We start from the raw sequence: 22823 nt of genomic DNA, 5'->3' as shown, positions 1-22823 counted from the left end.
GTCTGAATGTCATTCGCCCGGCTCATGATCCAGTGTCCCCGGTTGCCGATATTCCTGCACTGCGCGGATCGGTTGGCACAGGGCCATTATTGATGAGGGTTGCGGTGTCCGCACCCGAACGCAAAATGATTTTTGCAGGAACGGTGTCCAGAACAACGGTATCACCGCGAACCGTGAAATTTACCGGCCCTTCCTCGCCGTCATAATTCGTAACGAGAATGGCCGGGATCGGCGTTCCGATCGGCCATGTCAGAAACACCGCATCACCATTGTCATACGTGCGCGAGGGCACAAGCGCCGTGACCCCGGAACTTACCCATGCGAAATTCAAACTTTCGGGATCCGCGACAGCATAAGGATCATTGGCCGCCGCCAATTCTACAGGCGTCGCTGCCTCGCGCGCTTGTTCCTGAGCCGCTGCAAGACGGGCCTCTTCCTCTGCCTTCTCGGCCTCGGGATAGGTGAACTTCATCACATAAAGCGGCGTGTTGCGCGGGCTTGCAACCAGATCGAAAAGATAGGTCCGCTTGCTCGTGACGACAGTCATGTTGGTCTTTGCATTGGGATCAAGCGGCTTCACAAACAACAAAGATTGCGCCTTGTTGGGCTGCACCTGCCATGCCTGACTATCGCCTATCGCGACATTTTCGATCGCTTCGTCTTCTCGGAACTTGATCGTGGTTTGAACTTTGACCCTGCCCGAAATGGTGAACACGCTGCCTTCGTCATAAGTACGGGTCTGTAGGCGAACGTCGTCTTGCGCTTGAACAGGCAGCGCAAAAGCGAGTGCGAACGCACAAATCGACAGCCGAAAGGTGCCGGCACGGATCATGAAGTTTTCTCCGGTCTGGATGCTATTCTTGCGGTGCCGGCTGAACGGAACCGGTTGCCGATGCCGCGCGTGCGCGACGTGGATGGATTGAGCGGCGCGGCCTGACCGCCCCCCGAAGATGTCGCAAAAACCTTTGTCTCGCGAATGGTTGCTCTGCCGCTGCCGCTATCATTGGCGGCGGATATGACCGTAGCCTGAGGGGCAACATCCATGCGCCGCCGATTGGCGGTGCCGGCCGGCGCGATTTGCGCTGCCCGAGCCGGCGCCGAGCTGGCAGACGCTGCGGCAGCTGGCGCTGCAACGGCTCCGCCTCGAACGGGCTCATCCTTGTGCGGCACCAGACCAAAAACCTGCCAACCTGAAACCATGGTGGTGGCGACCTTCAAGACGATGAACATCAAAGCGATATGGACCGACCCGACAAGAAAGAATGCCATCGCCGCCTGTTGGTCGATCTGTCCCGGCACAGCGACCAAAGCCGCAAGGATGGGAACCGCCATTTCGAGCATGATCGAACCGCCCAGCACCGCGAACAGCGGCGCAAGCGCCAGCATGGTCACACCTTTCAGCCAGCCTGTGAACAGGCCGCGCGTACCATTGAACAGCGCAAGCACGACAAAGATCGGACCTACCGCCAAAAGCAGCGCAAGACCGATACGCGCGGTCACCAACAGGCCAACTGTACCCAGCAGCAAAAGCATCGCGCCGATCCACATCATTCCCTGTGGCGAGAACGCGCTGATATCGGTCGTGTCACCGCTGGCCTGTTGAACCGCCAGGAACACGACATCGAGCTTTTGCGCAAATGTAGCGGTGGCCGATCCATCTGCACCGGTAATTGCGCTCGCGATTTGATCCGGCCCGTCGACGAACAAATTGTAGAAAATGGCAGAAAAAGCAGCGAAGCTGGTCGCAAAAGTCAGAACAAGACCCAGCGTCATCATTTTCGGCACCAATGCCCGAATGGACACGTTGGTGCGGCCCAGCATCAAACTGATCCCGAAAAATGCGACGTAAAACACCAGCAGTAATGTAAGCGCCAGGGCCAGCTCGCCATCGGCTCCGAATATGCGCGAAAATGCCTGCTCGCTCACTTGCGAGGCGATGCAATCCACCGCAGTCAGCGCAGCGGAAACACCCGTGCCCATTTCCTGAGCGGCGAGATCGCACGTGGTTGTCATTCGGCCGCCTGCCAGACAGGTTCGCCGTGTTCGTCCACCTCCGCTGTGGCCTCGGGCCATGCATGACCTGTAAGCGCCGGATACCATTGCGACGGATCATCACCGACAGCTTCACGAAGCAGATCGAGCCGCCGGACAGAAGCTTCGCGGCCAGACAGCACGGTCAAAACCTCTGGAGCGCCCGACAGATCAAGCCGCACGACGACGCTGGCATCGGGCTGGCGCACAAGGAAACAGCGGCTGTGCGCGGGCAATGTGCGGATCAGGGCAAATTCGTGATCGGTCAGGCCAAAACCGTCGCAATAATCCTCTGGCCGTGCCCGGCTGTTGGGCATGAAGATCATCGTCGCGGTTTGTTCGACCAATGCGGTCGAGATACGGCTTTCCAAAGCATCACGCGCGGATTGCGTGGCAAACCCGACCAAAGCATTGCGTTTGCGCAAAGTCTTGAGCCAGTCACGGATGCGCGCCGCAAACACCTCATCATCAAGCGCCTTCCAGCCCTCGTCGATCAGGATCATGGTCGGCTCCCCATCAAGCCGTTCTTCAATGCGGTGGAACAGATACATCATCACCGGCGTGCGCAAACGTGGGTTTTCAAGCAGCTGCGTCATGTCAAAACCAAGCACACGCTGATCAAGATCAAGCAGGTCTGCTTCGTTATCGAACAGCCATGCATATTCACCGCCATCGCCGGTGATATCGCCGATCCACGCGCCGAGCCTGTCTGCGAGATCGCCCGGTTGCGGCCGGCGTGCACCGGCGAGCAATTCTTTGAAGTGGCGCAGGCGGCGAAGGCTTGGATCGTTCTGATACGCAGCATCGACAGCCGCGCTGATCGTAGCGAATTCTTCGGGTCCGTCCGCTTTTAAAAGCACCGCGAGCCAATCGCGCAGGAATGCTTTGTTGGAAGGCGTATCGGGCAAAGACAGCGGGTTAAAACCGGTCGGCTCGCCCGGATTGATCCGGTCGTAACGCCCGCCAATGCCGCGGATAAACAACTCGGCACCGCGATCTTTATCGAACAAGATCGTGCGCGGTTTGAACTTTTGCGCTTGCGCCGCAAGGAAGTTCATCACGACAGTTTTGCCCGAACCAGATGGCCCGATGACCGAAAAATTGCCCAAATCTCCGTGATGGAAATTGAAAAAGAACGGTGTGGCGCTGGTCGTTTCCAGCAGAGTCACGGCGCTGCCCCAATGGTTCCCCTCTGCCTGCCCCAGTGCAAAGCCATGGAAGCTGCCGAAACCTGCCATATTGGCCGATGAAATGAGCGCGCGGCGTACGATATATTCCTCGTTACCGGGGAATTGCGCCCAAAAAGACGGCTCTAGATTGGTGTCTTCACGAACGGCGATGGCGCCCGTGTCTGCCAATGCAGATCCGCAGGCTGCGGTTGCAACATCCAACCGGTCGAGGGTGCTTTCACGCACCAACACAGTGAGGTGGTGATCCCCAAAACCGACGGCTCCGTTGCTCAAGGCATCACGCGCAGACATCATATCCGCACGTTCGGCGGCGGCATCTTCATCCACCGAGCGGGAGCGGCGCAAGGCCAGATCGATCCGTTCACGGGCTGTAGTGCGCTCATTCGGCGCGTAGCTTTCCGTCACGACCATCTCGTACGGAAGGCGCAGCAATCCATCGAGCAAGCCGGGCGATGTTGCCTCAGGATAGTCTTTCAGCCCAAGGATCGCCGAAAATTCTGGATCAGAGCTGCCGCGCAGCTCCATCGCATCCAGACCAAAGCTCGCACGGCGATACGGCAGCATCTGGCCAATGTCGGTGTCTTCATGCGGCCGGCGAACAGGACGCATTTCACCGTTGTATATCGCCGAAAGCAATTCGAGCATTTCCGAATTGGTCCCGCCGCCCGGTGCCGAATAATCGCCCAATATGGTCGCGCCGTAAGCGGAAAGCGAGGCGACAAGCCCTGTGGCCGCCGCCTTCAGACTGCGCAGATCCTTGTAATCCGCTTCGAGCTCTTCCTGACCGCGCCGGTTCCAGAATTTCGAAATACGCTCTGGCAGGCCGGTTTTGCCGCGCGCGGGCCGGCGGATCAGTGTGACAAACTGATCATTGATAAACAGTGATCCGCCCGCCAATCGCTCTTTCCATCGCGCATCAATATGACGCGATAGCGGGTCTGCAAATTCCGCATCCAGCTCAACCTCGACCCGGCGGCGGATCACGTGATGATACAGCACAAACCGCGCATCCAGCGTGGATCGCAGCATCACCTCACGCGTCGCAGCGTGGGCGTTTAGCGCGTCGGAATCCTCGGTTTCAAACAACAGGCCAGGCACCTGGATCGCAGTCATGACCGATCCATCGCGCAGCAGCACAGTGTTTTCGTCAATCAACCGTTCGTACGGCAAACGGTCGCCAGCGCGCGCTTCTTTCGCGCTCCATGCGGCCGCTCCGATCCATTTAACCATTATTCCCGGCCCTCCTTTGGGTGGCCCAGTGTCGTTCTTGCGTCAGGGTGTGTAGCTGTTGCAGCCCCAGCGCTTGTAATTCGGGATGCGCGGGCATTTCGACACTTTGGTGATCCAGAGATCGAAAATACGCGGTTCGCGCAGTGAAGCAAAATAGCCAACCACATGCATCACCAGCGGCACCGGCAATATCCACCAGCTCTTCAAAATCAGGAATGCGATCGTCGTCACCATCAAATTGATGATAAAGAAATTCATCGTGACGCCTGCAAACATTTGCGGACGAGTGAGTGCACGGTGCACCGGATTTCTGACGAGATCATTCATGTTTTGTTGTTTACACCGCCGACTGAATGCCCGCGACGATAGTCGTCGCCCCGAACAGAATGAACACGCCGATGATTACCGTGGCGCCAAAACGCCAATTCATCCGGCCAGTAAGCATCATGAAACCGATTGCCGCCACAGCCATCACTGCAACAGTCGTCGCGACTGTACCCAGCAGTGTCCCTTGCAACCACAAAAGCGCGTTGTTGATGGGACCTGCGCCTTGCGGATCGGTGCCCTGTGCGCTGGCCGCAGCAGGCATCAGTATCATAGTCAAAAAGGCCGCAATCCGGGCCGGCATCTGAAACAGCGATGTCATTACTTTTTCCATTGTCCTCAAAAATTACGTGTTGGCCATGAATGCGAGATTATTGCCCCGCAGGCCGTGCATGGTTGGCAAGACGCCCCATGATGGCAGCAACATATTGCTGTGTCTCGCGAATGTTTGGAATTCCGTTGGCCCGGGCCACTCTGCCGGGCCCCGCATTGTATGCCGCCAATGCCTTTTCCAGATCGCCGTCAAACCGGTTTAGCTGTTCACGAAGGTAACGCGCCCCGCCCTCCAGATTGGCCTCTGGATCGTCCGGATCTACGCCTAGATAGCGCGCTGTACCCGGCATTAGTTGAGCCAGACCGCGCGCACCGGCGGGTGATAAGGCGGTCTCGCGCCAGCGGCTTTCCTGCCACACAAGAGCTTCGAGCAATCTTGGGCTCAGATCATAGCGCAAGGATAATTCTGTGATTTTCGCGATATAGCGATTGGGAACGCCAATCGTGCCAAGCTGCGGGGTAATCGCAGCGACCAGCTCTGTGCCGTTTGCAGAAACTGTGTCGGTGATAATTGCAGGACCGGGTGAAGGCGCACCGCCAGCAACCCAGCGCGCACCCGTGCCATCCACTTCCATAACATCAGCCTGCGCAGAAACTGCGCTGACAGCTATCAAAGCAGCAACAAAGACTTTGCTCGCTTGCGCTAGAATCACAGTGATCCCTCCATGTCCCGACTGATGACTAACCTAAATGACAATCAGGTGACAGAGGCAAATAGGCAGGAGGTTAACCGATCACGCTGAGCCATTAATCCATTAAACGCGAAACGAGCCTGACCAAGAACAGTCAGACTCGTTTCAAATCCATCATCATTTCGTCTGTCCTGGACCGCGAAAGGATACGCGCCCGGGAAAAAGCAGCCTATTCCGCCAGAACAAGCCGGCTGTTTGCCGGACGGAATTCTCCGCGATCAAGCATGGCGATTGCTCTGCGCGCAAGACGGCGGGAATCGATTGTGCTGCCGCTGGCTGTTTCCAGCTCGAAATGTTCAGGGCTCGACATGGCCGCTTTAAACAGGCTGCGCGCTTTGGCATCGTCACCAGTCTGCGCGAAAGCGATGCCCATATTAATCAAAAGCGCCGGATCATGAGGCGTTTCATCCAATTGCGGCTCGATCGTTTGGATTGCGGACGCGCTTTTACCCTGGACAAGCGACGCCGCGCCAAGCTCGGCCGTCGCAGGCGCATCATTGGTTGGTGCATCGACAGCCGGATTGGCCGCCGCAAGCGCAATGACAAGTGTTGTGAATGTCATAAAAGTTTCCCTCGCGAATATGACAGTGATGTTACACGGCCTTCATAAATGTGCAACATAAACGTAACATTTGTCATACAGAGGTTATTTCCGGACTTAACCTACTGATTTTATGAACTTATTTTGACGCACCCCTCCCCATTGATATTTTCCTGCGCGCGATTGTTCAGCCTGCGATTGACGCAAAACAGTCATATTCAAGAAAGTCTGTGGAAACAGTATTCTAACTGTAATGCTGAAATAATTCTGTCACCGGCGAGACCTAGTCGGCCCCCAGCGCATCGCATTGCGCATTCCGATTCTCGGTTGTTTTAGGGGACCGTTCGCTGTGAAAAATATTCAACGTTCTTTCGTTCTTGGCGCAAGCCTTATTGCTCTTGCCGGTTGCGGCGCGGATGAAATCGTTTCGCCAGGCACTAGCGGCGACATCATCATCAACAACCCCGCACCTGCTCCTGCGCCAGCTCCAGCCCCTGCAGGCCCCGCCACTGTCACTCCGGCAGCCGGCTGCCCCACGATCAGCACGCCCAGCGGCCTGACAGATGCCGGCACGATCAGCGGCCCAACCGGCGAATATCGCGTATGTCAGCTGCCAGCGACATTTACAGTGGATGACACCCTGCCGTTCATTGATGGCCTGCTGTATCAAATTAACGGCCGCGTTAATGTCGGCACGGACCAGGGTTTCAGCAGCACAAACACCGATGTCACCCTTGTGGTTGAACCCGGCGTAATCTTTTTCGCACAGGCGGAATCATTTTTCGTCGTCAATCGCGGCAACACCATCGAAGCAAACGGAACAGCTGATCGCCCGATCGTCTGGACCAGCCGCGATAACGTATTGGGTCTCGCCAACGATAACAGCCAAGCCCAATGGGGCGGGGTAGTTTTGCTGGGCCGCGCACCTGTTTCGGATTGTTCCGACCAAACATTCAATACCGCAGCCAACCCGAACGCTAACCCGCAGTGCGAACAACAGCTCGAAGGCACCGTGGTCGCCACACCTTTTGGCGGAACCAACAGCGCGGACAGCTCCGGTTCGATGACTTTCAACCAGATCCGTTTTTCCGGATTTGAACTGCAGCAATCCAACGAGCTGCAATCGCTCACAACCGGCGGAACTGGATCGGGCACTGTCATCGCCAATCTGATGTCCTTCAACAGCTCTGACGATGGCCTCGAATTCTTCGGCGGTTCGGTCAATGCCAGCAACATCGCAGTGATCGGCGCATCGGATGATTCGCTTGACGTGGATTCGGGCGCGCAGGCAAACCTTGAAAATGTTCTCGTTGTTCAGCGCACCGGCACCGGAGACAGCCTGATCGAGTTTGACTCGCCCGATGACCTTTCCGACGGAACACCCGGCAATGCACTTCCGCAGAGCCGCCTCGCGGTGAACGGCTTTACCTTCGTGCAGCGCTCATCGTCTTCCTCGCAAGCTATTCGCGCTCGCGGTGGTCCGGCACTCAGCCTCACCAATGGTGTGATCGACGTTGATACAGCAGACGACGTCTGCATCCGCATCGACGAACAGATCACGCTGAATGCAATCATCGGCTTTGACTCGTTGCTGTGCGACGGAGCCAACCGCCCCGTTCGCGGTTCGTCGGGTGTCAGCGACGCTGATGTTCAAGCGATCGTTGACGCCGGTACCAACAACAATCTGGTCGGCACGCTCACGCTGACTGGTACCTTCATCAACGGCGCGACTGAAAGCGCGGTACCCGTATTCAATGCGACTGCCCGTTCCAGCTTCTTCACCGCGCGGGCAGCGATCGGTGTCAACAACGCGTTCGGCAACTGGGTCTGCGATTCCACAATAATGGATTTCGGCAGCTCCACCGGCAATTGCACATCGCTGCCAGTTTACTGATCCAGCGACTTCGACTTTTTGGGGGAGGCGCTGCGGCTTTGCGGTGCCTCCCCCAAGCAACATCTAAGCGAGCCGACCTCGGCTCTGTTCATTCAAGACCAAATTTTAAGGGGGTCAGCGTTATGTCGACCGGTACGCGTCTGGCAGGTTTGCTGTTTCTTTCATCGTCATTGTCTTTCCCGACTGCGCTTTATGCGCAATCAACCGATGCACCTGCGCCGCAGGAAGCCGAGGGGGACGCTGTCGAGGATATCGGCGACCTGCAAGATGAAAGCGAAGCTGATCAACCGGAAATCTCCGTCCCTGGCGGCGGGATCATCGTTACCGGTCGCCGCAACCGCGATCCCGAGCGCAATTCGACGCAGGTCCTCAACGTGCTTTCCGAAGCCGACATTGCGCGCACCGGTGAAAGCGACATCGCTGGCGCGCTTGGCCGGGTTTCCGGTCTTGCGGTGGTTGGTGATGGCCGGGTGTTCGTTCGCGGTCTTGGCGATCGGTATTCGCTCGCGCTGCTCAACGGCCTGCCTCTGCCCAGTCCGGAGCCGCTGAGCCGCGTTGTTCCGCTTGATATCTTCCCGACGAACGTCATCGCATCGTCGCTGGTGCAGAAAACCTATTCTGCGAATTATCCTGGCGAATTTGGCGGCGGCGTAATCAACCTCACCACCAAAGCGGTGCCGGTCGAAGACTTCCTCAGCGTCAGTTTTTCGATGAGCGGCGATAGCGAGACCACTTTTGAAAATGGCCTGACCTATATCGGTTCGAACCTCGATTCATTCGGTTTCGACACGGGTTTGCGCGATATTCCCGGCAACCTTCAGTCATTCCTCGACAGCGGAGAGCGGGTCGGCACTATCGATCTCGCCACGTCAGAAGGCATCGCCGCAGAGCTCTTTCCGGAAAATCTCGTCACGCTGCGCAAGGTCAACAATCAACGGCCAAACTTCTCCGGTTCCATCACAGGCGGCACGTCGATCGAACTTGGCGATGATACGTATTTCGGAATTATCGCGACAGCCTCGATCAAAAACAGCCTGCGCAACCGCACCGTAATCAGTCAGGGCGGTAGCTCCGACCTGTCGGAACTGTTCCAGGATTTCAGCACCTTTATCACCGATGAAAACGTGTTGGTGAACGGCCTTCTCAGCTTTGGCCTCGACTTTGGTGAGCACACGATCCGCTGGACCAATCTTTACATCCGCGACACTCTGAAGACATCGCGGCTTGAGCAAGGCACCGACATTCTGCCCGGTTTCGACGGGTTCGATTTCCAAAATCAGCAGACTGCATTTTTCGAGCGGCAGTTGATCGATACCCAGCTCGTTGCCGAGTTCGATTTTGACCGTTTGGACGTGGATCTGCGTGGGGGGTACGCCCGCACTGATCGCGAAGCACCTTTCAACACATCCTTCAGCTATACGCGGACCAACATTCCGGGCGACCCGTTCGGCGAGCAATTTGTCGCCTATTTCAACCAGCTGTCCGATGCCGGTATCTCGACTGTCGCGTTTGACGATCTTCAGGAAGAGCTGTGGTTTGGCGGTATTGATGTCTCTTACGAGCTGTTTGACAGCTTCGAACTTACCGTAGGCGGCGCGTATTCCGACACCACGCGCCGATCTTCGAGCCGCGAGTTCCGTCCGTTTATCGCGGGCGATTTGCTGGACGATTCGCTTGTCCCTGCGCTTGGCCTGCGCCTTCCGGGCTCTATCATCAATGCGGCCACGCTGACCGGTTTCAACGTCACCCTGACCGAGGCTTCGCCGTTCCCTGTGTTCGACGCGGGCATCGAAACCCAGGCAGGCTATGGTCTGGTTCGCTGGCTTCCGGCGGACAACCTGACCATCGAAGCCGGTGTCCGGTACGAGGACGCCGCGCAGTTTGTCGCGCTTGACCAGACAATCTTCAACGCGCCGATTGCAGGTGCAACACCAACCAACAACAACAACGATTACTTCCTCCCGAGCGGCACAGTCACGTGGGAGCCGATCGACGATCTGCAGCTGCGCTTTTCCGCGTCGCAAACCATCGCCCGTCCGCAATTCCGCGAACTGGTCGAACAAACCTATTTCGACCCGGAATCGAACCGCCGTTTCCGGGGTAACCCGCTGCTTACCGATAGCGAGCTGGTCAATATCGAAGCGCGCATCGAACATTACCTTGGCGGGCCCAATCGCGTCAGCCTTGCAGGTTTTTACAAGGAGATCGACAACCCGATCGAGAACACTTTGATCTCGGCATCGGGCCAGGTTCTCACCAGCTTTGCCAATGCGCCAAGCGCCGAGCTTTACGGGGCCGAGCTGGATTTTGTATACGGCATCGACCTCTATAATCTGGGCGGCACGTTCTTCGAAACGAAACAACTGCTGCTGCTGGCGAACTACACCTATTCGCAGTCGCAAATTAAAGTTGGCGCGACCGATATTTCGCCAACCACATCCAACCCGAACCAGCTTTCCGCTCTTATCTTTGACGATGGCGCGCCGCTGGTGGGTCAATCCGATCATGTCGCCAACCTGTCCATCGGGATCGAAGATACCGAGAAAACCCAGCAGGCGACGCTTATGTTCAACTATGCCAGCGAGCGTGTGACCCTGCGCGGCGGAGCGTTGCCAGATGTGGTCGAAGATCCCGGCCTGACCGTCGATTTTGTCGCCCGTTCCGAAGTCGGCGTAGGCGGTCTTCCGCTCGAGTTGTCGTTCGAAATTCGCAACATATTTGGCCGCGACAATTTCGAATTCCAACAGCTTGGCGCGAACCGGATTGAAATCAACACCTATCAGGTGGGCACTTCATTCTCATTCGGTGTCAAAGCCGAATTCTAATCGGGTCCTCTCCGATCCTCTCAAAGGTCGCTCCGAAAGGGGCGGCCTTCTTTTTTGCTAACCGTCCAGCACAGAAACCTTGTCCATCGGCGGCAGCGGCATACCCATGCCTGTCGGCGCTTTGGGCCTGTATGGCGCTTCGAGCGCGCTGATTTCATCATCGGTGAGCGCAATGTCGAGCGCCGCCACAGCGGCTTTGATATGATGCGGCTTGCTTGCGCCAATGATCGGCGCCGCCACCGCAGGCCGGGTGAAATGCCACGCCAGCCCCGCACTCGCCATCGCAACGCCGCGTTTCTCGGCAATATCGGCAAGCGCGGTGATGATCGCCTGATCAGCGGCTTCATCATCTTTATACAGCATCTTGCCCACGCCATCTGTTTCGCTGCGCACCGTGCCTTCACCCACAGGCCGCGCCAAACGTCCACGCGCCAGCGGGCTCCACGGAATAACGCCAACACCCTGATCCTCGCACAGCGGCAGCATTTCGCGTTCTTCCTCGCGGTACAGCAGGTTGAGCTGGTTCTGCATCGAAATGAAACGGGTCCACCCGTTCGCCCGCGCGGTCTCCTGAGCTTTGGCGAATTGCCATGCATACATTGACGATGCGCCGATATGCAGCGCCTTACCGGCCTTCACGATATCGTGCAGCGCCTCCATCGTTTCCTCGATCGGTGTGCGCTCGTCCCAGCGGTGGATCTGAAACAGATCGACATAGTCCATGTTCAGCCGCGTCAGGCTGTCATCCACCGACTGCATTAACGCCTTGCGCGAATTGCCCCCGGCATTGGGCGATTGCCGCCACGGGAAATACGCCTTTGTGGCGACCACAATCTCATCGCGCCGCGCCATTTCATTAAGCAGTTTGCCGGTAATTTCCTCGGATGTACCGCCAGCATAAACATTGGCAGTGTCGAAAAAATTGATCCCCCCCTCAAGCGCGGCGCGGTAAAACGGGCGGCTATCCTCTTCGCCCAGCAACCAATCGCCGTGCCACCCCTTGGTCGTATCACCATAGGTCATACACCCCAGACAAAGCCGCGAAACCATCAGACCGGACGGGCCGAGAGGTGTGAATTTCATGTCATTCTCCTTCGCAACAATGGGCCGATTCTATGGACCGATACCTAGCGATAATTTCCAACACTGCTTGACACTTTGGGCGATGTGTCATGCGATGCCTACAGGGTTAAACCAATGATTTAATTGGCAAAGGCGCATGTAGGACACAGATGACAACTTCCCAACTCGGATCGGCTCATCCTTCAGACAACATAAGCATCCGCACTGGCATAAATTGGCGGGTGTAGGAAAGCCATACACTGTTGGAAAGCGGACCGTCTGCTTGCGCCGCGTTTGGGGTGTCATCCAAGACAGCACCCTTCATTTCGAATCCAACACGATCGGCAGACTGATCACTATATATCACAATAAGATTGATAGTGATTGATATTGCCTGATATTGATCCTTCAGTCAGTATATTCAGAGACAGTTAGTTCGTCGGGGAGTCGAGAATTGCCACAACCGGGCTTTACGAATGCCGGCATCCCCTCGCCGTCAGCAATCGGAGAACGACCATGAAAATCACGAATGTGTTAGCACCGATTATAGCTGTGATTTCCATTCTGAGCGCGCCCGCCGCGAACGCTGTCACGTGGCAAGCCGAATGGATCTGGGCGAACGAGAGAGCTGTCATCCCCAATAGCTGGGCTGCTTTGCGCAAAGACTTCACCGTTTCCGAAATCGATGGCGCAACGATTGCCTATGTCAGCGCCGACACGAAATACTGGTTGTGGATCAATGGTGAGCTGGTCGTATTCGAGGGAAGCTATACCGGTGGGCCAAGCCCGGTAAAGCCCGCTCCGCGGGTCGATAACTTCCCAATCGCATCGCATAAATATTACGACGCAATCGATATCTCCCCTTACCTCAAACAGGGTGAAAACACGATTGCCGTCCTCGCTTGGTACTACGGCGATAATGGGACCAAGGGCACCCATATTTCCACGGGCCAGCCCGGTTTTCTGTTTCAGGCCCAAGTCGGCGACCAACTGATCGTGTCCGATGCGTCTTGGAAGGCCAAAACGCACACAGCCTATCAACCCGTTGAGAAAAAACCCCCATTCAGGGTCGCTGCGTGGAACGTGAACTATGACGCCCGTAAATCGATCGGTGATTGGAGTGACGCCGCTTGGTATCGTGCCGATTATGACGATTCTTCCTGGGACGCGGCAAAGGGTGGCCGCAAACCACCACGGGCGCCCTTCTTTAATCTGTTCAAGAGCGACGTGCCACCATTAAACAATTTCGGACTGGCAAATTGCGAGAATTATCCTGAGGCCCGATTCCCGTTCGTGAGTGACGGCAATACCATCAAGTGCAATCTGGATTTCAACAAAAACGTCACTCCTTATTTCGACATAGAGTCGGATGAAGGGCTGGAAATCTCGATCGGTTCCAACATGACGCGGAACACGATTGACAGTTTTTACACCACTACAAACGGCCGCCAGCAATTTGAGTCCTACTCTTGGATGAACGCCAGAATTCTGGAGTTCAATATCCCGGCAGGGGTGACCGTCCATGGTCTGAAATATCGTTGGACTGGCGTGGGCGAACCGCGGGGGCATTTTGAAAGTGATGATCCGTGGTTCACTCGTATCTGGCAAATGTCAGAGAACACCTTGTACATTTGCGCGCGTGACAGCTTTATGGACACCCCGGACCGAGAGCGCGGTCTGTGGATCGGTGATGTCGCAGACCAAGCGAGCTACCTATTCTACGTCATGGACCAACCGGGCCGGGATTTGCTGAAGAAAGCAATCACAGTCACCATGGCGTTTAGCGATTCCGAATCCGGTATATTTGCCGGACTTGGGCCGGGGCGCTTCCGCGAGCTTCCCGCACAAAGCCTGCAATTTATCGAGCAGGGTGTTTGGCATTATTACTATAACACCGGCGATTTAGAGACGCTGCGCTACGCCTACCCCTATGTGCATCGATATCTCACACTTTGGGAGACCCAAGAGAATGGTTTGATCGTTTTTAGAAATGGTGCGTGGAGCTGGACCGATTGGGGGCCGCAAGAGACAATCGATTACGATGCCATCCAGAACGCGCTATATTACAGCGCCTTGGTCTCGGCGCGCAAGATGGCCCTGGAGCTTAACGATGATACGCATCTGGAATTCTACGACAGGCGGATCAAAGAGCTGAAGCGATCTTATCAAGAACAATTCTGGCAGGACGGCTTTTTCAGCAGTGATCCAGAGACGCTTAAGGATGATAGGGCCAACGCAATTGCAATTCTGTTCGGCCTGGCTGAGCCTGAGCAATATCAAGCCATCGTCGATAATGTCTTGGTTCCCAATCAATTCGCCAGCCCCCATTTTGAATGGATGGTCTATCAAGCGATGGCGAAAGCGGGGCGGTATGACGATGCCTTGGAAAGAATGAAGCAGCGTTATGCAGAGCAAGTCAACAATCCGGCGCTTTCCACTTTAGCCGAATATCTGCCGAGCGGTGGCACGGAAAATCATGCCTGGAACGCCCCTGCGACCGTTCTAAGCCAGCATATTGCCGGCATCGAGCCCACTTCAATCGCTTGGAGAACGTATCAGATCATGCCCAATCTGGCGCATTTGAAGTATGTGAAACAACTGGTTCCTAGCGTTCAGGGTGACATTGCATTCGAGATGCGTCGTGACGACGCTGAGATTTCGATGGCACTGGATGCGCCTGACAATACGACGGCGATGGTCGGAATTCCCAAAGAACATTTCGAGATAGGAGAAATCACGGCAAACGGCAGCGCCATTTGGGCCAACGGATCACCTTCAGATTCAGCGGGACGCGCCAACGAGCATATCAAATTTGTCGGTGCCGATGAAAAGTACATCAAGTTTGAAGTCGGATCAGGAGATTGGACATTGAGTGCCAAGCAAGTTGTCAGACCAAATGCACCTGATTGAGGGCTGAGCTTTGTAAATTAGGGCATCTTCCGTGCCTGGACCTTGCCGATCGCAGCTTCCGCTTTCCACCCCGCATCCGGTCAATTCATCGTGGCGTGCAGCCGCCTGAGACCGGACAGACAAGCCAATCTGGCCCGAACGCGCCCACAAACCACCTATCAACTCAGCGTTAGCCCGCCATCCACCACCAGTGTTTGCCCCGTCATGTAGGACGAAAGCGGGGATGCAAGGAACATCGCAGCGCCCGCCATTTCCTCTGGCGTGCCGAACCGCCGCATCGGGATCATGGAAATCGCACCGGCGCTGCGCTCGGGATGCTCGGTCGTCACAGTCGTCATCTTGGTGGGCACGAAACCCGGCGCGATCCCGTTCACGCGGATGCCATCACGCGCCCACGCTTCGCCAAGGGACGTCACTAGGCTCGCCGCGCCCGCTTTCGAAGCGCCATAGGCCGGATTGCCCTTGGCCGCGTTGAACGCCGCGACAGAAGAGACGACGATCATCGTGCCGCCGCGCTCGGCCAATCCGGCATGAAATGCGCGCGCGGCATCCATAACGGAATTGAGATTGACGTCGATGACATCATCCCAGCCCTCACGCTCAAATTCCTGACGTCCGTACTTTACGATCCCCTGACTTTGAACCAGCACATCAATCGGCCCAAGCGCGCCTGACAGCGCGGCTGCGGCGTCTCGGTCGGTCACGTTCAATTGCGCGTAATCAATGCCGGTAAAATCGCTATCTTCAGCTTCCAGATAGTCGCCTGCATCAGGCCGCGTTCCCGTGACGGTGACGCTGGCGCCGCGCGCGCGAAAGGCCTGAGCGATGGCATTGCCGATCCCGCTGGACCCGCCGATCACGAGGACGCGTTTGCCGGAAAAATCGAGTGGGTCAGTCATCGTTGCTCGTCCTTAGGTTGCTCGTCCTTAGATAGAGCGGCTCACGACTTCTTTCATGATCTCGCTGGTGCCGCCATAGATGCGCTGAACACGGGCATCGCGCCACAGGCGGGCGATGGGATATTCGTTCATGTATCCCGCGCCGCCATGCAGTTGCAGACAGGCATCGACCATTTCCCACTGCATTTCGGTGTGCCACAGTTTCGCCGCGCTGGCTTCATCCGTGGTCAATTCGCCGCGCAGGTGGCGGGCGATGGCCCAGTCAAGATGCGCCCAGCCGACTTGCAGCTTGGCCTTGAGGTCTGCCAGCGTGAATTTGGTGTTTTGAAATTCAAACACTGTGCTGCCGAATGCTTTGCGGTCTTTGGTGAACTTTACCGCTTCATCAAACGCGCGCTGCGCCCCGCCTTGCGCAGATACGGCAATGCTCAGGCGTTCCTGAGGCAGTTCTTCCATCAGGTGGACAAAGCCGCGCCCTTCCCCGCCCAGAATGTTGGTTTTGGGCACGCGGACGTCCTGAAAAAACAGCTCTGACGTGTCGGCGGAATGCTGGCCGATCTTGTCGAGGTTGCGGCCCTTTTCAAATCCCGGCGTGCCTGCATCGACCAGCACCAGCGAGGTGCCCTTTGCACCCGCTGCCGGATCGGTCTTGGCGACAACGATCACAACATCGGCGTTCTGCCCGTTGGTGATGTAGGTTTTGGACCCGTTGATGATGAGGTGATTGCCATCTTCGATCGCGGTGGTGCGGATCCCCTGAAGATCGCTGCCGGTGCCCGGTTCGGTCATCGCAATGGCAGTGATGATATCGCCGGACACCATGCCGGGCAGATATTTCGCCTTCTGCTCTTCGCTGCCCAGCCGTTCAAAATAATTGACGGTAATGTCGTTTTGCAGCGTGAAACCGGCGGATGATCCAAGATAGGCGAGCTCTTCGGCAAGCACGCAGTTGAACCCGAAATCGAGGCCCAAGCCGCCATTTTCCTCAGCGACTGTGGGGCACAGCATCCCTGCCTCGCCTAATGCCTTCCAGGCCTTTTTCGGGACAATACCCTCTTCCTCGTGCTGATCGAGAAAGGGCTCCATATGTTCGCCCAAAACTTTGCGGACAGTGTCGCGGAACGCCTCGTGGTCTTCGTTATAAGCGGTGCGATAAGCGGTATCGAGCATTGCTGGCATCTCTCCATAGTCAGCAGTCAGGTTGCAGGCTGCAACTGACCGGATCGGAGAGGATTTGTAAAGCGCGAAACGTCCGAATCCCGCCAGACTTTAGCCTACAAATGCGCGCTCGATCACGAACTGGCCCGGTTTGTTGTTCGCGCCTTCCTCAAAGCCGCGCGCTTCCAGATCGGCGGCGTGATCTTTGATCATCGCCATGCTGCCGCACAGCATGACGCGGTCTTCATCCGGCACGAAATGCTGCGGACCTTTGCTGTCTTTGAACAGTTCGCCATTGTCGATCAGCGTCTGAATCCGGCCCGTGGTGCGGAAATCTTCGCGGGTCACAGTCGGCACGTAGATCATTTTCGCCCGGTCTTCGTCTTCAAGCAACGGATCGCCTTCGAGCTTGCTTTCCAACAGATCGCGGTAAGCCAGCTCTTCCTTGTGGCGCACAGAGTGCACGACGATCACTTCGTCATACATGCCGTACACTTCGGGATCACGCACGAGGCTCATAAACGGCGCAAGGCCGGTGCCGGTCGACAGCATGAACAGCCGTTTGCCAGGCAAAAGCGCATCCGTCACCAGTGTGCCGGTTGGTTTCTTGCCCAGATATACGGGATCGCCGACTTTGATGTGCTGAAGCCGCGAAGTGAGCGGGCCGTCCTGAACCTTGATCGAAAGAAACTCGATCTCTTCCTCATAGCTGGGGCTCGCCATGGAATAAGCGCGCAGCAGCGGCTTTCCATTGTCACCCGGCAGACCGATCATCACAAATTCGCCGGAGCGGAAACGGAAGCTCGCCGGACGGCTCATCTTCAGAGTGAACAGGCTATCGGTCCAATGGTGGACATAGGTGATAGTCTCAACAGAAAGCGCGCCGCTTTCCTGAAATTGTTCGCGGTCGTTGATCGGCTGGGTCAAAACTTGGGCCTCGAATAACAGTGAAACGCCGCACGTTCGCGGCCAGATTGAGGGCGCAAATGGACTTTTCGCGCGCCTGCATCAAGGTAGTTTAGCGATAAAGGGTGAAAGTGGCGCTTTGCAGCCCGCTCTTACGCGCCCGCTTTGGCCAGTGCCGCTGTCACCTTTGCGGATTGATTTGTGACCGCTGAAACGCTGGCTGGATCGCTTGGCGGGACAGGTGCAGCATCGGGCCACAGCGCAAGTAACGCATCCAGTTCGGCCCGGACTGCATCACCGTCTGGCGCTGCGATCTCTTCGGAAAGCTGGCGCGCAACTCGGGCAAAGCCCCATGCGTCCTGATATTCACCGGCATCACTTACTGCGCCATCTGTCACGCCGATCGCATATTCTTTGGCAATCAAACCCATCAGATAGGGGATGAGCTGGGCCGGATCACCGCCCGCTTCGCTGCGCATTTTGGCCAGATTGGCTTCAACTTCGGCCAGTTGCGGCTCGATCTCGCTGGCCGGCTTTCCCGCTTCAAGCGCGGCAGAAACCGCTTCGAATGGCGCCGGATCAAACCCGATAGCATCCAGTCCTTCACGTTCTTCGGCGTAACTTTCGGAAACCGGATGCAGCAGATGCGGTCCGCCAGCCGGCCCCTCACCCGCCCGATAGAGCGCAATGCCCGCCTCGACATGGCCCGCCATAAAGGCGAGCCGCTCGGCCAATTCTGCTGTGCCTGCAGGAGCAGAGGTTTCGCTGTCTTCGCAGCAATCCGGCTCCGCCGTGCAGCCCGCCATCAACAAACCCAGCGCGCCCAAAGCTCCGGCGAAGATGCGTGGAGATTTCATTTTTAATTCCATCCTGCGCGGTCAAAAATCTGCACGGCTTGCGCTTGATTGCGGCCAATTTCCGCAGCGTTGAGCGTGTCCGGTTTAAACTTGCCCAGCGATTCGACGGCCGAGTTTGCTTGCAGCCCGACCACCGCTGGATATTCATGGTTTCCGTCTGCGAAATAACGCTGCGCGCTGTCCGAAGTCAGGTATTCAAGAAACGCGATTGCATTCGCTTTGTTGGGCGAAGTTTTCACCAGTCCTGCACCGCTCACATTGATATGCGTGCCGGCTGCGTCCTGATCGGGGAAAATCACGCCGAGCTTGTCAAACAGCGCCTTTTCGTCATCATCGCCGCCTGCAAAACGCGCCAGATAATACGTGTTCACAACAGCGATGCGGCATTCGCCCGCAGCGACGCTTTCGATCTGAGCGGTGTCATTGCCCTGCGGATCACGCGCAAAATTGGCCACGACGCCTTCAGCCCAATCTTCGGCTGCCTCTGCACCGCGATTGGCGATAATGCTCGAAAGCAGCGATATGTTGTAAATGTTGGAGGATGACCGGATGCAGATATCGCCTCGATACGCTGGATCAGCGAGATCGGCATAGCTCGTGAGGCCCGCAGGCTCGCCCGCTTCCTTGTTATAAATAATCACGCGGGCGCGGGTCGATAGACCAAACCACAGGCCCTCGGGGTGGCGCAGATAATCGGGCAGACGTTCGGCCAGAATTTCGCTTTCCACAGGGGCCAGAACGCCGGCTTCTTCCGCGCGCCACAGGCGGCCCGCATCGACAGTGATAAGCAAATCCGCCTGCGAAAACTCGCCTTCGCTCTGAATTCGTTCGATCAAGGCATCTGCATCGGCTTCGATCAGGTTCACTTTGATCCCGGTCTGCTCGGTAAAGTCCTCATACAGCGCCAGATCGGTGTCATAATGGCGCGATGAATACAGGTTTACCTCGCCGCCTTCACCCGTATCGGCCGATGGTGCGCATGCAGTGACAGCCAGCGCCAACAGGCCGCCGAGAAGTGCCTTTTTCATATCGAATCCTTCAAATCATTTCTTGCGAGTGATTATCATTAGTAGGGCTAAGTGCAAGGCTTATCTGGAGGCCTTGCCATCACCGTACGGTCGCAATGGACGGCCCGTCGCTATGCCGATGCGAAAGCGCGGATACTGCCCGGTTGCGGGACCGGTTTGTATCGCTGGTCCGGCGACACCGGCAGCACGGTTTCCACCGTCAATTCATCACCTGCGCCGGTTTTGAGCAAGACGCGGTACCCCTCGCCCAGCGTTTGAACATCGCGGACCGCAAGCCCTTGATCATCGGCCACACAATCAATGTGATCGGCAAACAACAGCAGATCAAACCGCGAGCCCGGCGGCAAATCGCCTGCCAGACAGGTGAGCGGCCATGCGCCGAATACCGTTTGCAAGGCGTCACCTGCGCGCTCGGCAGAAATCACCTGCGCGCCGCCGAAAATCGCGCCGACCGATGCGGTGGCCGGTGCATCATGCAGCTGCGCGGGCGTACCGAACTGAACGATTCGGCCTGCTTCCATAACCGCGATCCGGTCTGCCACATCCAAGGCTTCGGCCGGGTCATGCGTAACCAGGATCGTGGTGGTCCCGCGTTCACGCAGCAGGATGCGGCAATCCCTGCGCAGCCGCCGCCGCAAGACGATATCCACGCTGGCAAACGGTTCATCCATCAACAACACTTTCGGATCGGGAGCCATCGCGCGGGCCAATGCGGCGCGTTGTTGCTGACCACCGGAAAGTTCGTGCGGATAGCGCGCCTCAAGTCCGCTTAGCCCCACCTGATCGAGCCATTCTGTCACGGCACCGCGCTCAGATGGCGGCATCCCAAATGCGATATTCTGCGCAATTGTCATATGCGGGAATAACGCGCCGTCCTGAAACACCAGCCCGATGGGGCGTTTTTCAGGCGGGGGATTGTGCGATGGGTCCGCCAGAACCTCTGATCCCAGAGTAATGCAGCCATCTTGCACTTCCAGCAATCCGGCGGTGAGGTTGAGCAAGGTTGACTTTCCGCAGCCAGACGATCCAAGCAGGCACGTGATCTCACCAGCAGGCGCAGTGAAGCTTATATCTGCAAGCGCGCGCAACCGATTGGCCCCTTGGCCGTAAACATGGGCAATATGTCGAAATTCAAGGCTCAACGATGGCATCCGCGCGCGAAAGGATTGCAGGGGTGGTAAGCCGCCTTAGTCAGATTGACGCGCCTGAGGCAAGCGCCGCCGCGATATCGGCCCGGCGCTTTTCGCTGGACGGCTGGCTTGTGTCGGCGGTGATCATTGCGGCGCTGGCGGGTCTGCCGATTGCCGCGATCCTGATCTCTGCCCCCAGCGGCGGGATGGAGGCAATCGCGCACCTCGCAAGCACGGTTTTGGCCCGGTACACCGTCAACACAGCGCTGTTGATGGTGCTGGCTGGCGGATTGGCCGCAGTGGTGGGCACCGGTTGTGCATGGTTGATCACGGCCACGGATTTTCCCGGTCGGCGGCTGCTCGCGTGGGCGCTGGTTCTGCCTTTGGCGGTGCCCGCTTACATTGCCGCCTATATCTACGCCGATCTGTTCGATTTTGTTGGCCCGGTGCAATCGGGGTATCGCGCGCTGTTCGGCTGGAATGCGGGCGAATACTGGTTTCCGCAAATCCGATCTCTTGGCGGCGGTGCATTTGTGTTGGGCATTGTGCTGTACCCGTATGTGTACCTGCTCGCCCGCGCCGCTTTTGCCGCGCAAAGCCACACCCAGTTCAAAGCCGCGCGCAGTTTGGGCGCATCCCCCCGCAGCGCCTTTACCCGCGTCGCTTTGCCGGCGGCGCGTCCCGCGATTGCAGGGGGACTGGCGCTGGTCTTGATGGAGACGCTGGCTGATTTTGGTGTGGCGCAATATTTTGCGATCCCGACCTTTAGCACCGGCATATTCCGCAGCTGGCTGGCGATGGGTGATAAACAGGCCGCGTTGAAACTCGCGGCGATGATGCTGGTGTTTGTGATCGTCCTGATCACTCTGGAGGCATCCACCCGCAAAGGCCGCAGCGATAGCCGCGATGGCCTTTCGGCTGCCACGCGTGAGCCGCTCATTGCGCTTTCACCGCGCGGCAAAGCGCTTGCGGCGATGGCTTGTGCGCTGCCCGTGCTGCTCGGTTTCGTTGTCCCGGCAGCGCATCTTGCATGGCTCGCGATGAGCGATGCGGCGATCGGTGCTGCCGGCAATTTATGGACCTATGTGAGCGGCAGTTTGCAGCTTGGTCTGGCCGCTTCGGTCACATGTCTGATCGCGGCATTGCTGCTCGCCTTTGCCAAATCGCGGTCTGACAGCCGCTGGGTCCGGGGTTCGATCCGCGTTGCGACTCTGGGATATGCCTTGCCCGGCGCGCTGCTTGCGGTCGGATTGCTTGCGCCGATCGGTTTGGTTGATGGCGGCCTGACCCGGTTCGCCCGCGACACATTCGGTTACAGCGGCGGTTTGATCCTGACCAGCACCAGCGTTGTTTTGATCTATGCTCTTTCGGTCAGGTTCATGACGGTCGCCTACAATTCGGTCGACGGCGGATTGTCCAAAATTCCGGCGCAACTGGATTGGGCGGCGCGGTCGCTGGGGGCGAGCCCTGCCCGCGTCCTGATGCAGATTTACGCCCCGCTGCTGCGCCCGAGCCTGCTCGCAGCAGCGGCACTGGTTTTCATTGATACGGTACGGGAGCTTCCGGCGACCTTGATCTTGCGTCCCTTCAACCTCGAAACGCTGGCAACGCGGACTTACCGGCTTGCCAGTGATGAACGATTGACCGAAGCCTCCATCCCGGCGCTGATCCTGCTCGCCGCCGGTCTGCTGCCTGTGCTGCTGCTCAACCGCTTGAATACGCGCTAACAAACGCCTTTGCACCAAGTGTAAGGGTTAATTGTCACACCAATTGTCAATGGCGCTTGTCCAATCACGAATTGGCGTTCAAAAGA

General features: G+C 57.2%; 18 protein-coding genes. 4 read left to right on the top strand and 14 right to left on the bottom strand.

Annotation, left to right across the window (positions count from 1 at the left end):
• Positions 1-22: 22 nt before the first annotated feature.
• The 7 genes from FGU71_RS09265 to FGU71_RS09235 all read right to left on the bottom strand — a co-directional run bounded on the left by FGU71_RS09265 (position 23) and on the right by FGU71_RS09235 (position 6362).
• Positions 23-832 (bottom strand): TrbG/VirB9 family P-type conjugative transfer protein, encoded by an 810-nt coding sequence (locus tag FGU71_RS09265; protein ID WP_142788301.1) that lies wholly within the window; start codon positions 830-832, stop codon positions 23-25.
• Positions 829-2013 (bottom strand): type IV secretion system protein, encoded by a 1185-nt coding sequence (locus FGU71_RS09260; RefSeq protein ID WP_142788300.1) that lies wholly within the window; start codon positions 2011-2013, stop codon positions 829-831. The genes FGU71_RS09265 and FGU71_RS09260 overlap by 4 nt, the downstream gene beginning before the upstream one ends.
• A complete protein-coding gene (locus tag FGU71_RS09255; protein WP_142788299.1) occupies positions 2010-4451 on the bottom strand; it encodes a VirB4 family type IV secretion/conjugal transfer ATPase in 2442 nt (813 codons plus the stop codon). The genes FGU71_RS09260 and FGU71_RS09255 overlap by 4 nt, the downstream gene beginning before the upstream one ends.
• A gap of 42 nt (positions 4452-4493) precedes the next feature.
• Complete coding sequence (locus tag FGU71_RS09250; protein WP_142788298.1) at positions 4494-4778, bottom strand: type IV secretion system protein VirB3; 285 nt, start codon at positions 4776-4778, stop codon at positions 4494-4496.
• Positions 4779-4788: 10 nt separating this feature from the next.
• Positions 4789-5097, bottom strand: a complete 309-nt coding sequence (locus tag FGU71_RS09245; RefSeq protein WP_142788297.1) for a TrbC/VirB2 family protein — start codon at positions 5095-5097, stop codon at positions 4789-4791.
• A gap of 49 nt (positions 5098-5146) precedes the next feature.
• The gene (locus FGU71_RS09240; RefSeq protein ID WP_325053171.1) at positions 5147-5761 is read right to left on the bottom strand and encodes a lytic transglycosylase domain-containing protein; all 615 of its coding nucleotides are present in this window, start codon (positions 5759-5761) and stop codon (positions 5147-5149) included.
• Between the two features lie 208 nt (positions 5762-5969).
• Positions 5970-6362 (bottom strand): tetratricopeptide repeat protein, encoded by a 393-nt coding sequence (locus FGU71_RS09235; protein ID WP_142788296.1) that lies wholly within the window; start codon positions 6360-6362, stop codon positions 5970-5972.
• Positions 6363-6690: 328 nt separating this feature from the next.
• Between FGU71_RS09235 and FGU71_RS09230 the strand changes: the two genes are divergently transcribed.
• Positions 6691-8235, top strand: a complete 1545-nt coding sequence (locus FGU71_RS09230) for a hypothetical protein (protein ID WP_142788295.1) — start codon at positions 6691-6693, stop codon at positions 8233-8235.
• A gap of 122 nt (positions 8236-8357) precedes the next feature.
• On the top strand, positions 8358-11060 hold the full coding sequence (locus FGU71_RS09225) for a TonB-dependent receptor domain-containing protein (RefSeq protein WP_142788294.1): 2703 nt from the start codon (positions 8358-8360) through the stop codon (positions 11058-11060).
• Between the two features lie 57 nt (positions 11061-11117).
• Here FGU71_RS09225 and FGU71_RS09220 read toward each other — a convergent pair whose 3' ends face one another.
• Positions 11118-12143 carry an aldo/keto reductase gene (locus FGU71_RS09220; RefSeq protein ID WP_142788293.1) on the bottom strand — a complete coding sequence of 342 codons (1026 nt, stop codon included), beginning with the start codon at positions 12141-12143 and terminating at the stop codon, positions 11118-11120.
• 495 nt (positions 12144-12638) lie between these two features.
• Here FGU71_RS09220 and FGU71_RS09215 point away from each other — a divergent pair, with 495 nt between their 5' ends.
• Complete coding sequence (locus FGU71_RS09215) at positions 12639-15032, top strand: alpha-L-rhamnosidase-related protein (protein WP_142788292.1); 2394 nt, start codon at positions 12639-12641, stop codon at positions 15030-15032.
• Between the two features lie 158 nt (positions 15033-15190).
• On the opposite strand, the gene FGU71_RS09210 is transcribed toward FGU71_RS09215, so the two are convergent.
• The 6 genes from FGU71_RS09210 to FGU71_RS09185 all read right to left on the bottom strand — a co-directional run bounded on the left by FGU71_RS09210 (position 15191) and on the right by FGU71_RS09185 (position 21022).
• Positions 15191-15931 carry an SDR family NAD(P)-dependent oxidoreductase gene (locus FGU71_RS09210; protein WP_142788291.1) on the bottom strand — a complete coding sequence of 247 codons (741 nt, stop codon included), beginning with the start codon at positions 15929-15931 and terminating at the stop codon, positions 15191-15193.
• 27 nt (positions 15932-15958) lie between these two features.
• On the bottom strand, positions 15959-17101 hold the full coding sequence (locus FGU71_RS09205) for an acyl-CoA dehydrogenase family protein (RefSeq protein WP_142788290.1): 1143 nt from the start codon (positions 17099-17101) through the stop codon (positions 15959-15961).
• A gap of 99 nt (positions 17102-17200) precedes the next feature.
• Entirely contained in the window at positions 17201-18016 is an 816-nt protein-coding gene (locus FGU71_RS09200) for a ferredoxin--NADP reductase (RefSeq protein WP_185960253.1), read from the bottom strand.
• Positions 18017-18147: 131 nt separating this feature from the next.
• The gene (locus FGU71_RS09195; RefSeq protein ID WP_142788288.1) at positions 18148-18852 is read right to left on the bottom strand and encodes a hypothetical protein; all 705 of its coding nucleotides are present in this window, start codon (positions 18850-18852) and stop codon (positions 18148-18150) included.
• Positions 18853-18854: 2 nt separating this feature from the next.
• Positions 18855-19880 carry a Fe(3+) ABC transporter substrate-binding protein gene (locus tag FGU71_RS09190; RefSeq protein WP_142788287.1) on the bottom strand — a complete coding sequence of 342 codons (1026 nt, stop codon included), beginning with the start codon at positions 19878-19880 and terminating at the stop codon, positions 18855-18857.
• A gap of 110 nt (positions 19881-19990) precedes the next feature.
• The gene (locus FGU71_RS09185) at positions 19991-21022 is read right to left on the bottom strand and encodes an ABC transporter ATP-binding protein (RefSeq protein ID WP_142788286.1); all 1032 of its coding nucleotides are present in this window, start codon (positions 21020-21022) and stop codon (positions 19991-19993) included.
• Positions 21023-21054: 32 nt separating this feature from the next.
• On the opposite strand from FGU71_RS09185, the gene FGU71_RS09180 reads away from it, so the two are divergent.
• Complete coding sequence (locus FGU71_RS09180) at positions 21055-22737, top strand: ABC transporter permease (protein WP_234035710.1); 1683 nt, start codon at positions 21055-21057, stop codon at positions 22735-22737.
• The last annotated feature ends 86 nt before the right edge of the window (positions 22738-22823 follow it).

Source organism: Erythrobacter insulae (assembly GCF_007004095.1).
Taxonomy (GTDB): Bacteria; Pseudomonadota; Alphaproteobacteria; order Sphingomonadales; family Sphingomonadaceae; genus Erythrobacter; species Erythrobacter insulae.
This window is presented reverse-complemented; position numbering and strand designations above follow the sequence as displayed.